Source organism: Actinosynnema sp. NPDC037264, from assembly GCF_055603705.1.
On sequence record NZ_JBVJVK010000011.1, the window covers coordinates 66576 to 78897 of the forward strand.

The 12322-nt window shown below is 71.1% G+C and carries 9 protein-coding genes; 5 read left to right on the forward strand and 4 right to left on the reverse strand.

Going from position 1 to position 12322, the window contains the following annotated elements:
* Window positions 1-8: 8 nt before the first annotated feature.
* Window positions 9-1859 (reverse strand): ABC transporter ATP-binding protein, encoded by a 1851-nt coding sequence (locus ACZ7GX_RS15430; RefSeq protein ID WP_498777198.1) that lies wholly within the window; start codon window positions 1857-1859, stop codon window positions 9-11.
* 46 nt (window positions 1860-1905) lie between these two features.
* On the reverse strand, window positions 1906-3111 hold the full coding sequence (locus tag ACZ7GX_RS15435) for an FAD-dependent monooxygenase (RefSeq protein WP_498776979.1): 1206 nt from the start codon (window positions 3109-3111) through the stop codon (window positions 1906-1908).
* A 93-nt stretch (window positions 3112-3204) separates the two neighbouring features.
* On the opposite strand from ACZ7GX_RS15435, the gene ACZ7GX_RS15440 reads away from it, so the two are divergent.
* The 3 genes from ACZ7GX_RS15440 to ACZ7GX_RS15450 all read left to right on the forward strand — a co-directional run bounded on the left by ACZ7GX_RS15440 (window position 3205) and on the right by ACZ7GX_RS15450 (window position 6640).
* Window positions 3205-4137 (forward strand): TetR/AcrR family transcriptional regulator C-terminal domain-containing protein, encoded by a 933-nt coding sequence (locus tag ACZ7GX_RS15440; protein WP_498776981.1) that lies wholly within the window; start codon window positions 3205-3207, stop codon window positions 4135-4137.
* A 19-nt stretch (window positions 4138-4156) separates the two neighbouring features.
* A complete protein-coding gene (locus ACZ7GX_RS15445) occupies window positions 4157-5056 on the forward strand; it encodes a proteasome assembly chaperone family protein (RefSeq protein ID WP_498777200.1) in 900 nt (299 codons plus the stop codon).
* Window positions 5057-6208: 1152 nt separating this feature from the next.
* A complete protein-coding gene (locus tag ACZ7GX_RS15450) occupies window positions 6209-6640 on the forward strand; it encodes a chorismate mutase (RefSeq protein WP_498776983.1) in 432 nt (143 codons plus the stop codon).
* A 42-nt stretch (window positions 6641-6682) separates the two neighbouring features.
* Here the strand turns inward: ACZ7GX_RS15450 and ACZ7GX_RS15455 are convergent, their stop codons facing one another.
* Both ACZ7GX_RS15455 and ACZ7GX_RS15460 read right to left on the reverse strand, forming a co-directional pair.
* Complete coding sequence (locus tag ACZ7GX_RS15455; RefSeq protein ID WP_498776985.1) at window positions 6683-7651, reverse strand: LLM class flavin-dependent oxidoreductase; 969 nt, start codon at window positions 7649-7651, stop codon at window positions 6683-6685.
* Window positions 7652-7952: 301 nt separating this feature from the next.
* Window positions 7953-9194 (reverse strand): family 16 glycosylhydrolase, encoded by a 1242-nt coding sequence (locus ACZ7GX_RS15460; protein ID WP_498776987.1) that lies wholly within the window; start codon window positions 9192-9194, stop codon window positions 7953-7955.
* 137 nt (window positions 9195-9331) lie between these two features.
* Here ACZ7GX_RS15460 and paaZ point away from each other — a divergent pair, with 137 nt between their 5' ends.
* Together paaZ and ACZ7GX_RS15470 are read left to right on the forward strand one after the other, a co-directional pair.
* Entirely contained in the window at window positions 9332-11356 is a 2025-nt protein-coding gene (gene paaZ / locus ACZ7GX_RS15465; protein ID WP_498776989.1) for a phenylacetic acid degradation bifunctional protein PaaZ, read from the forward strand.
* Window positions 11357-11478: 122 nt separating this feature from the next.
* Window positions 11479-12318 (forward strand): aldo/keto reductase, encoded by an 840-nt coding sequence (locus tag ACZ7GX_RS15470; protein ID WP_498776991.1) that lies wholly within the window; start codon window positions 11479-11481, stop codon window positions 12316-12318.
* Window positions 12319-12322 lie beyond the last annotated feature (4 nt).

Consider the following 12322-nt stretch of genomic DNA (forward strand, 5'->3'; position numbering starts at 1 on the left):
GTGCCGGCTTACGACGTTCGCACCTCCTCCGCGAACTGGGTCCGGTACAGCTCTTCGTAACGCCCGCCCGCGGCGAGCAGTTCGGTGTGGGTGCCGCGTTCCACCACCCGACCGCCCTCGACCACGAGGATCAGGTCGGCCGCCCGGATCGTCGACAGCCGGTGCGCGATCACCACCGCCGTGCGCCCGTGCAGCGCCTCGCCCAACGCGGCCTGCACCGCGGCCTCCGAGGTGGAGTCCAGGTGCGCGGTGGCCTCGTCCAGGATCACCACGCGCGGCTTCGCCAGCAGCAGCCGGGCGATCGTCAACCGCTGCCGCTCGCCGCCGGACAACCGGTAGCCGCGCTCGCCGACCACGGTGTCCAGCCCGTCCGGCAGCGACGCCACCAACTCGGCCAGCCGCGCCCGGCCCAGCACCTCCCACAGGTCGGCCTCGGTGGCCTGCGGGCGGGCGAGCAGCAGGTTCGACCGGATCGACTCGTGGAACAGGTGACCGTCCTGCGTCACCATGCCCAGCGCGCCGCGGACCGAGTCGGCGGTCAGGTCGCGCAGGTCCACACCGGACAGGCGCACCACGCCCGAGTCCACGTCGTAGAGCCGGGGCAGCAGCGAGGCGATCGTGGACTTCCCGGCGCCCGACGAGCCGACCAACGCCACCACCTGGCCGGGCTCGGCCCGGAACGACACGTCGTGCAGCACCTCCTCTCCGCCGCGGCTGTCGAGCACCGCGACCTCCTCCAACGACGCCAGGGACACCTTGTCCGCCGACGGGTAGGCGAACCGGACGTTCTCGAACTCCACCGACACCGGACCGTCCGGCACCGACCGCGCATCGGGCTTCTCGGTGATCAACGGCTTCAGGTCGAGCACCTCGAAGACCCGCTCGAAGCTCACCAACGCGCTCATCACCTCGACCCGCGCGCCGGCCAGCGCCGTGAGCGGCGCGTACAGCCTGGTCAGCAGCAACGCCAGCGCCACCACCGACCCCGGGTCCAACTCGCCGCGCAGCGCGTAGAACCCGCCCAACCCGTACACCACGGCCAACGCCAGCGCCGAGACCAGCGTCAACGCCGTCAGGAACACGGTCTGCACCATGGCCGTGCGCACCCCGATGTCCCGCACCCGCCGCGCCCGCGTCGCGAACTCCTCCGACTCGTGCGCCGGCCTGCCGAACAGCTTCACCAGCGTCGCCCCCGGCGCCGAGAACCGCTCGGTCATCCGGGTGCCCATGGTGGCGTTGTGGTTGGCCGCCTCACGTTCCAGCCGCGCCAGCCGCGTCCCCATCCGCCGCGCCGGCACCACGAACACCGGCAGCAACACCAGCGCCAGCAGCGTGATCTGCCACGACAGGCTGATCATCACCGCCAGCGTCAGCGCCAACGTGACCAGGTTGCCCGCCACGCTGGACAAGGTGTCGCTGAACGCCCGCTGCGCCCCGATCACGTCGTTGTTGAGCCGGCTCACCAGCGCCCCGGTGCGGGTGCGGGTGAAGAACGCGATCGGCATCCGTTGCACGTGGTCGAAGACCGTGGTCCTCAGGTCGAGGATCAGGTCTTCGCCGATGCTCGCCGACAGCCACCGCGTCAGCAGCCCCAACCCCGCCTCGACGATCGCGATGACCGCGATCACGACCGCGAGGACGAGCACCACCCGGTACGCCGCGCCGTTGACGATCGCGTCCACGATCCGGCCCGCGAGCACCGGTATCGCCACCGCCAGCACCGCCACGACCACGCTCAGGGTGAGGTACTGGGTCAGCCTCACCCGGTGCGGACGGGCGAACGCCCAGATCCGGCGGAACGTGGCGACGGAGAACGGCCGCTTGTCGTCCTGCGCGTTCGTCACGTGGTACAGCGACATCCAGGCGGTGGTCTCCATGTCCATGCCCGGAACGTAGGACCTGGAGTCAGGTGGAGGTCAAGCTCCGGGGCCGGTAGTCCGCCAACGACACGGTGTTCGCCAGCTTCTGCAGGTCGCCGAACAGTCTCGCGCCGCCGGGGATGTGCGGGACTACGCGGATCGCGAAGTCGCGCATGCGGATGGACATCCGCGACTTCGGCATCAGGCTGTCGACCCCGCCCAGCGCGAACTTCTGGCACCGCGTCACGTACTCGCGCATCACCTCCTCGTACCGTCTGAACGCCGTGGCGTGATCCGGGGCGGTGGCCAGCTCGCCCGCGAGGACGTACGCGCCGACCAACGCCATGCTCGTGCCGTTGCCCGCCATGGGCGACGCGCAGAACGCCGCGTCGCCGAGCAGCGCGACGCGACCGTCCGACCAGGTGTCCATCCGGATCTGGCAGAGCCGGTCGAAGTAGAAGTCCGGCGCCTCGCGCATGTCCTCGAGCAGCCGGGGCACCTCCCAGCCGTCGTCGGCGAACGTGGTGGCGATCAGCTCGCGCTGCCACGCCGTGTCGCGCCGGTCGTGCTCCAGCGGGGGCGAGGCGAACACGAACATCGCCTTGGCCCCGCCGTCCGGCGTGGGGTAGATGCCCGCGGTGCGGCCGGGCACGGTGTGCATCAGCTGCACGCCGTCCAGGTCTTCTCGCTGGGTCGTGCCGAAGATGGAGATGTAGGCGCCGAGGTCGTGCGCGAACCGCGACTCGGGGCCGAACGCCAGCGACCGCACCTTGGAGTGCAGCCCGTCCGCGCCGATGACCAGGTCGAACGTGCGCGGCTCGCCGCGCTCGAAGGTCACCGCCACCCCGGCTCCGGTCTGGGTGAGCGAGGTGATGCCGTCGTCGAAGACGTGCTCGACGCCGGTCGCGGTCGCCTCGTGGAGGATGCGGACCAGGTCGCCCCGCAGGATCTCCAGCTCGGCGATCACGCCGCCCGAGTCGCCCATCGCGTCGGACGCCATGGTGGCGGTGCGCTTGCCCTCGGCGTTCACGAACGCCATGCCTCGCGCGCCCGTGTGCGCGGCGCGCACCTGATCGAGCACGCCCATTCGCTCGGCGACCTCGCGGGCCGTTCCGCGCAGGTCGACGGCCTGGCCGCCGGGGCGCGGGGCGGGTGCCCGCTCGACGACGGTCGGGGTGAAGCCGTGGTGGCGCAGCCAGTAGGCGAGCGCGGGGCCGGCGATGCTCGCGCCGGAGATCAGTACGGTGTTCATGCGTACACCGTACATGGGTGTTCTGCTTGGTCAATCACTCGATCGTGCACTAGTGCTGTAGCATCAGGTGCACTACCTTTGAGGAGGCGGGCGATGACTGACGCGATCTACCAGCGGATTGCGCGCGAGATCCGCGATTCGATCGAGTCGGGCCAGCTGCGACCGGGTGATCGGGTGCCGTCGACGCGCGAGATCACCGTGCGCTGGAACGTCGCGATGGCCACGGCGACCAAGGTGCTGGTCACCTTGCGTTCCGAGGGCTTCGTGCGTCCCGTGGCCGGCGTGGGCACGGTCGTGTCGCCGGAAGGTGGGGAACCTGTGCGGCCGCGCGCGCAGGAGACCGACCTGACCGGCGAGCGGCTGGTCCTCGCGGCGGTCCGCCTGGCGGACCAGGAAGGGCTCGACGGGTTGTCGATGCGGCGGGTGGCGGCACGGCTGGGCGTGGCGACCATGTCGCTGTACCGGCACGTCGAGAGCAAGGACGAACTGGTCCTTCGGATGATCGACCACGTGTTGCGGAAGGAGGAGTTGCCCGAGCCGGGGCCCGAGACCTGGCGGGAGCGGCTGGAGGTGAGCGCGAGGGTGCAGTGGAAGTTGTTCCAGGAACATGCGTGGCTGGCGCCGGCCATGTCCATGACCAGGCCGCAACTGCTTCCCAGTGCGCTCGCGCACACCGAGTGGGTCCTGCGCGCGCTCGACGGGAAGGGGCTGAACCTGGAGGAGATGATGCACGCCGCCGTGACGATGTTCGGCTTCGTCCGGGGCGTCGCGGTGAACATCGAGCCGGAGGTCGAGCAGCGGCGGGACACCGGGATGACCGGGGACGAGTGGATGACCCAGCAGGCGCCGGCCCTGCTGGACATCGTCTCCGGCGGGGAGTTCCCGATGTTCAGCCGCGTCGTGGGCTCTGACCTGGACCTGGGGCTGGACACGCTCTTCGAATTCGGTCTCGCTCGAATGCTCGACGGAATCGGGGAATGGATCAGCGGTCGGTCGACGTTGACGGAGGGGAGGACTGGCATGTGAGCACTTGGGGAGGCACGAGGTGGCGCTGGACCCGGAGGATCTGTTCGAGGTCGACTCCGACGTCCCGGACCTGACCGGAGCGGTGTTGTTGCACCACTTCGACGGCTTCATGGACGCCGGTGCGGCGGGCGCGACGGTGGTCGCCCACCTGCTGGAGGTGCACGAACACCGGGTGATCGCCCGGTTCGACATCGACGACCTGATCGACTACCGCGCCCGGCGGCCGACGATGATCTACGCCACCGACCGCTGGGAGTCCTTCGACGCGCCCGAGCTGGTCGTGCACCTGATGCACGACGCGGTGGGCACGCCGTTCCTGCTGATGACCGGCCCCGAGCCGGATCGCCGGTGGGAGGCGGTGGTCGCGGCCGTGCGGTCGCTGATCGAGCGGTGGGGTCTGCGCCTCGCGGTCAGCTTCAACGGCATCCCGATGGGCGTGCCGCACACGCGGAAGCTGTCGGTGATCTCGCACGCGACCAGGCCGGAACTGGTGACGGAGGGCTCGCCGTTCAGCCGGGTGCAGGTGCCGGGCAACCTGTCGGCGCTGCTGGAGCTGCGGCTCGGGCAAACCGGCCACGACGCCATGGGCTTCGCCGCCTACGTGCCGCACTACCTGGCGCAGGGCACCTACCCCGCCGCCGCGCTGAGCCTGCTGCAGGCGTTGACGAAGTCGACGGGCCTGGTCATCCAGGCGGCGGCGCTGAACGAGGCGGCCAAGCGGACGGACGCCGAGATCACCCGCCAGGTGTCGGAATCGGCCGAGGTCGCCCAGGTCGTCGAGGCATTGGAACGGCAGTACGACGCCTTCACCGAGGCCTCGGACAACCTGCTGATCAACGACGACGAACCACTGCCCAGCGCCGACGAACTGGGCGCCGAGTTCGAACGCTTCCTAGCCGAACAACAACGCGACCACTAACCCCGCACCAACCGGCCCCACCAAGGCCAAACCGCAGCCGCACCGCAGCCCAACCGGCAGCCCTGCCACGCCGCGCCACCACCCATCCGCGCGCCGCACCGCAGCCCTGCCACCGGCGCTCCGCTGTGCCCGCACCAGCCGCCCGGCAGCCTGCCCCACCGCAGCGCTGCTGCCCAGTGCTGCCCTCAGCCGACCTACTGCCGACCAGCCGCACCGTAGCCTCGCCACCCGGTGCTGCCATCGGCTGACCGGCAGCCGTGCCACCCGGTGCTGCCATCGCGGCGGCCTGACAGCCTTGCCGCAGCGCTGGCGCACCGCGTTCCGCTATGTCGCCACCGGCCGGCCGACCGACCCGCAGCCTCGCCACCCGGTGCTGCCACCGGCCGCTCGGCGGTCGGGCCGCACCGCAGCCCGGCCGCACCTTGCCGCGCTAGCCCGCCCGGCAGCCTTGCCGCACCGCAGCGCTGCCACCCGGCGCTGCCACCGGCTGACCAGTGGCCCTGTCCCACCGCAGCCCGGCCGCACCGTGCCGCGACAGCCTGACCGGTAGCCCTGTCCTACCGCAGTGCTGCCGCCCGGTGCTGCGGTCAGCTGACCGGCAGCGACGCCGCAGCGCTGCCATCGCGGCCGGCCGCCCGGCGCCTTGCCACAGCGCGGCCGTACGGCGTTTCCGGTAGGCCGCCCGCAGCCGACCGGCCGACCTGCAGCCGTGCCACCCCAGTGCTGCCACCGGCTGACCGGCGGCACTGCTCCACCGCAGCGTTGCCACCTGGTGCTGCCATTGGCTGACCGGCAGCCATGCCCCAGCGCTGCCGACCCCCGCTCAGCAGCGCCGCCACCAGCCGACCCCCGCAGGCTCCCCACCGGGGGGCGTGCGGACCTGCCGCGCCACTACCACCACCACGCCGCGTACCCGAACCCGAGCGCCCGCACCAGGGCACCCGAACACCCGCACCACGGCACCCGAGCGCTTGCGCCGTGGTGCCTTCAGCGCTGTGCCGTCGTGTCGTGGACCCCCGCCCCCGCCGCGCCGAGGATTGGTGCTTTGCCGTGCTGCGGAGTGGCATGCGCTGGTAGCGGTGTTCGGGTGGTGGGGCGTTTGGGTGCCGTGGGGTTGCGAGGTGGGGAGTAGTCGGTTGGTATGAGTCGTGGATGATGATGGACGTGTCTGACTCCACCTCCACGTCGGTCCCGTCGCCGTCGCCGTCGTCCGATTCGTCGTCGCAGCCGTTGCTGCCCCCGACGTCACTGGACGAGGTTCGTGCGCGCATCGATGTGATCGACTCGGAGCTGGTGCGCCTGCTGGCGCAACGGCAAGGTCTGGTGCGGGCGGCTGCGGCGTTCAAGTCGGATGACCAGGCGGTTCGGGCGCCGGACCGGGTTGCCGAGGTGATCGCGTCGGTGCGGGAGCGGGCGTCGGTGGCAGGGTTGGAGCCGGTGGTGGCGGAGGCGGTGTGGCGGGCGATGATCGGTGCGTTCATCGAGGTTGAGCTCGTAGAGCACGCGGTGGCACAGCGCGCTGGGGCACAGCACACGGCAACCCGGCACGCGGCGACTCGGCGCGCGACGAACCCGCAGGGGTGACGCGGTCCGTCGGAGTCTGACCGCAGGCGGCGGTCGTGCGGGTCAGAGGTAGAGGTCGGCCAGTCGGCGGTACGAGTCGAGCATGGCGGCGCGGTCGTACGTGCTGGTGGTGACCAGGACCTCGTCGGCGGCGGTGCGGTGGAGGAGGTTGTCCAGGGCCTTGGCGACTTCGGATGGTGTGCCGTGGACGTGGCCTTGGAGGGACTGCTCGAACAGTCGGCGCTCGCGGCTCGTCATGGCCTGGGCGAGGATGTCGTTCGGCGCGCTCAGGGGTGGGAACTCGCCTCGGGTGCGTGAGTGCGCCATCGCCCACGCCTCCGGCACGAGGAGTCGCCAGGCGTCCTCGGTGGTGTCGGCGACGGCGACCGTCGAGGAGATCACCACGTACGGCTCGTCCGACCACGCCGACGGGCGGAACTCGGCGCGGTAGGTGGTGATGGCGTCGATCATGGCGTCTTCGCCCCGGAACGAGCCGATGACCAGTGGGACGCCGTGTGCTGCGGCAACGCGCGCGCCGGCGCCGGTGGCGAGGACGAACGGCGACACGCGGAGGCCGTCGGCCGGGTAGCCGCGCACCGCCTGGTCGCCCGTGAAGTACCCCAGCAGCTCGGTGAGCCTCGGGCCGAAGTCGGCGGCGTCCTCCTTGTCGTGCCCCAACGCCTTGCGGACCGCCTCGATGAAGCCGACCGACCGGCCGAGGCCCATGTCGATCCGGCCCGGGAACAGCGACTCCAGCACACCGAACTGCTCGGCCACGACCAGTGGCTGGTGGTTGGGCAGCATCACGCCGCCGGTGCCGACCCTGATCCGGGACGTCGCCCCGGCGACGGCTGCCGCCAGCACCGTCGGCGCGGAACCGGCCACGCCCGGCACGCCGTGGTGCTCGGACACCCAGAAGCGGTGATAGCCGAGCTGTTCAGCCTGACGGGCGAACGCGATCGTGTCGCGCAGCGCCTCAGGGTGACCACTCCCGACCCTCACCCGCGACCGGTCCAGCACGGAAAGCTTCACGACAAGGTCAACGGTGTCGATCACCACCGCATTCCGGTCGAACCGCGTTCCGGATGTGCGGGGGTGGCGAGGGGGAGGGGGAGTTCGGGGAGGGGATGGTGCAGCTGGGGAAGTGCGACGGCAGGGAGGTGGGCGTGAGCATCCGCGTCACGCCCGCCTCGACCGGCGCCGCTGCGACAGCCGCGACTGTCGTGACCGACCGTGACCGACCGTGACCGCCGGGGAGAGTCGGCGGTCACGGTCGCGGGCGGGCTTGAGGGGCCCGAATCAGGAGCTACAGGCCCCGATCACGTCACGTGGCTCACGCGACGGTCCACTTCTGGTTCGCGGTGCCGAAGCAGGTCCACAGCTGCAGCCGCGTGCCGTTGGCGGAGCTGTTGTTCTGCGCGTCCAGGCACTTGTTCGCCTGGATGTTCACGATGTCGTTGGCACCGCTCACCGCCCACTTCTGCGCACCGGTCCCGTTGCAGTCCCACAGCTGGACCAGCGTGCCGTCCGCCGTGCCGCCCGACGCCGCGTCCAGGCACTTGCCCAGCGCCCGGATCGTGCCGTCGCCCGGCCGGGACCACTGCTGGGCCGCCGTGCCGTTGCAGTCCCACAGCTGCACGGGCGTGCCGTTGGCCGAGTTCGCGCCGGCCACGTCCACGCACTTGCCGCCGATGCCGGTGATCCGGCCACCCGCGGGCGGGTTGCCGTCCGTCGTCGACACCCGCACGTAGTCGATCACGAACTGCTGCGGGAACGTGGTGGTGGCGTCCGGGTAGCCCGGCCACTCGCCGCCGACCGCCAGGTTCAGGATGATGAAGAACGGCTTGTTGAACACCCACTGGTTGCCGCCGACGTCGGCGGGCGTGCGGCGCTGGTAGACGTTGCCGTCCACGGACCACGCGATGCCGGTGGGCGACCACTCGATGGCGAAGGTGTGGAAGCCGTCGGCGAAGTTCGGCCCGTTGAACGGCATGCCGATGCCGCCCGCGCCGGAGTAGCCGGGACCGTGGATCGTGCCGTACACCGTGTCCAGGTCGTGGCCCAGGAACTCCATGATGTCGATCTCGCCGCTGCCCGGCCACGGGTTGCCGGAGTTGATGTCCTGCCCGAGCATCCAGAACGCGGGCCAGATGCCCTTGCCGCGCGGCATCTTCATCCGCGCCTCGACCTTGCCGTAGGTCGTGGTGAACTTGCCCGCGGTGTTGATCCGGGCCGACGTGTACTGGCACCGGCCGTACCAGCAGTTGTAGTTGCCGGGGTTCTCCTTGCGGGCGGTGATGACCAGGTTGCCCGCGCCGTCCATGGCGGCGTTGCTCGCCGAGGTCGTGTAGTACTGGTGCTCGCGGTTGTTGCCGTTGTTGTCGCCGACCTCCGTGTTCCACTTGGAGGCGTCGACCCGCGTGCCCGCCGGGCCGTTGAACTCCTCGGCGAAGGTCACCGCCATGGCGCCGACGTCGGCGGCGTCCGGCGCGGGCGCGGGTGCGGCTTGGGCGGCCGGCACGGCCAGCCCGCTGAAGGCGAGCACGACCGCGCTCACCACCACTCGTGTCCTCATCGACACTCCTCTCATTCTGGCGGCGGCCGTCCAAAAGTTACTGCATGACCTTGAATCAAGTCACGATGAAAGTGCGGAGGCTTTACTGTCGGGTCATGCCGGGACACCCACCGGCCCGACGAGGAGGTCGACACCCGATGGCCATGCTGCGCAGCTACGTGTCAGGTCGCTGGCACGCCCCGTCCGTCGAAGGAACGCCGCTGCACGACGCGGTGACCGGCGAGGAGATCGCCCGCATCTCGTCGCAGGGCGTCGACATGGCGGCGGCGCTCGACCACGGCAGGCGCGTCGGCGGACCGGCGCTGCGGGAGCTGACGTTCCACCAGCGCGCGGCCCTGCTCAAGGCCCTCGCCTCGCACCTGCGGGAACACCGCGACGAGCTGTACGCCCTGTGCGCCCGATCGGGCGCCACCAGGACGGACTCCCTGATCGACGTGGACGGCGGCATCGGCGTGCTGTTCGGCTACGCGAGCAAGGCCAAGCGCGAGCTGCCCAACGACAAGGTTTACGTCGACGGCAACGTGGAGCCGCTGAGCAAGGGCGGCACGTTCGTCGGCCAGCACGTCGCGACCCCGCTGCGGGGCGTGGCCGTGCAGATCAACGCCTTCAACTTCCCGATGTGGGGCCCGCTGGAGAAGTTCGCGCCCGCGTTCATCGCCGGCGTGCCGTCGCTGATCAAGCCCGCCTCCCAGACGGCGTACATCACCGAGAAGCTGGTCGAGCTGATGCTGGCCTCGGGCCTGCTGCCGGAAGGCTCGCTGCAGCTGGTCACCGGCAGCGCGGGCGACCTGCTCGACCACCTCACGGCCCAGGACCTGGTCGGCTTCACCGGCTCCGCGTCCACCGCCCAGGTGCTGCGCACCCACCCGGCGGTCGTGCGCAACAGCGTGCGCTTCAACGCCGAGGCGGACTCGCTGAACTGCTCGATCCTCGGCCCGGACGCGGTCGAGGGCACGCCCGAGTTCGACCTGTTCGTCAAGCAGCTCGTCAGCGAGATGACGGTCAAGGCAGGCCAGAAGTGCACCGCGATCCGGCGCGCCCTGGTACCCGCCTCCCTCCTGGGCGCCGTCGCCGACGCCGCCACCGCGCGCCTGGCGAAGGTCGTGATCGGCAACCCCGCGAACGAGAGCGTGCGGATGGGCGCGCTGGCCGGGCTGGAGCAGCGCGAGGAGGTCCGGCGGTCGCTGAAGGCGCTGCTGGAGGTCGGTGACGTCGTCTACGGCTCCCCGGACCGCGTGGACGTGGTGGACGCCGACGCCGAGCGCGGCGCGTTCCTGTCGCCGGTGCTGCTCAAGGCCGACCCCGACCACGCCCAGCCGCACGAGGTGGAGGCGTTCGGGCCGGTGTCGACGCTGATGGCCTACCGCGACGCCGAGCACGCGGTCGAGTTGGCCGCACGCGGCGCGGGCAGCCTGGTCGGCTCCGTCGTCACGCACGACGCCGACTTCGCGCGCGACGTGGTGCTGGGCGTGGCCCCGTGGCACGGCCGCGTCCTGGTGCTCGACCGCGACGACGCAAAGGAGTCCACCGGCCACGGTTCGCCGCTGCCGATGCTGGTGCACGGCGGTCCGGGCCGCGCGGGCGGCGGTGAGGAGATGGGCGGCATCCGGGGCGTGCTGCACCACATGCAGCGCACCGCGGTGCAGGCCGGCCCCAGGGTGCTGAGCGCGGTCACCGGGCGGTGGGTGCCGGGCGCGCCGCGCACCGAGTCGGACGTGCACCCGTTCCGCAAGTCGTTGCGGGAGTTGAGGATCGGCGACACGGTCGTGGCCGGGCCGCGCACCGTGACGTTGGCCGACATCGAGCACTTCGCGGAGTTCACCGGCGACACGTTCTACGCGCACATGGACGAGGAAGCCGCGACGGCGAACCCGTTCTTCGGCGGTCGGGTCGCGCACGGGTACCTGGTGGTGTCGTTCGCGGCGGGCCTGTTCGTCTCGCCCGAGCCGGGGCCGGTGCTGGCCAACTACGGGCTGGAGAACCTGCGGTTCCTCACGCCCACGTTCCCCGGCGACGAGCTGACCGTGACGTTGACCGCGAAGCAGATCACGCCGCGCGAGGACCAGGAGTACGGCGAGGTCCGCTGGGACGCCGACCTGGTCAACCAGAAGGGTGAGTCGGTGGCCAAGTACGACGTGCTCACGCTGGTCGCCAAGCAGTAGCCGGGTTCCACCACGTGGACGCGCGTCGGCCCGATCCCCCAGGACGGGAACAACCGACGCGGTCCGACCGGTTGGCGCGAGTGGAGAACCGAGCAACACCCGAACCACGAGGAGCACCAGAGGTGTCTGAGACCTTTTCGCTGGGTGGGGACCTGACCGTCAACCGCCTCGGCTACGGCGCGATGCGGCTCACCGGTGAGGGCATCTGGGGCTACCCGGCCGACCGCGACAACGCGATCGCCGTGCTGCGCCGGGTGGTCGAGCTGGGCGTCACCTTCATCGACACCGCGGACGCCTACGGCCCGCACGTCAACGAGGAGCTGATCCGGCAGGCCCTGCACCCGTACGCGGACGACCTGGTCATCGCGACCAAGGGCGGCCTGCTGCGCACCGGCCCGAACGAGTGGCCGATCCTCGGCAAGCCCGCCTACCTGCGGCAGGCCGTCGAGACCAGCCTGCGGCGGCTCGGCGTCGAGCGCATCGACCTCTACCAGCTGCACCGCGTCGACCCGGACTACCCGCTGGAGGACCAGGTCGGCGAGCTGCGCAAGCTCCAGGAGGAGGGCAAGATCCGGCACATCGGACTGTCCGAGGTGGACGTCGCCCAGCTCGAGGCCGCCCGGGCGGTCGCGCCGATCGCGAGCGTGCAGAACCTGTACAACCTGGCCAACCGCGGGCACGAGGCCGTGCTGGAGCGCGCGACCGAGCTCGGCATCGCGTTCATCCCGTGGTTCCCGGTGGCGACCGGCGAGCTGGCCCGTCCCGGCGGCGTGCTCGACTCGGCCGCCAAGGAGCACGGCGCCACGCCCGCGCAGCTCGCGCTGGCGTGGCTGCTGCGCAGGTCGCCCGTGGTGCTGCCCATCCCCGGCACGTCCTCGATCGCGCACCTGGAGGAGAACGTGGCGGCGGCGCGGATCGAGCTGACCGACGAGGAGTTCGAGAAGCTGTCCGCGCTCGCCTGAGCCA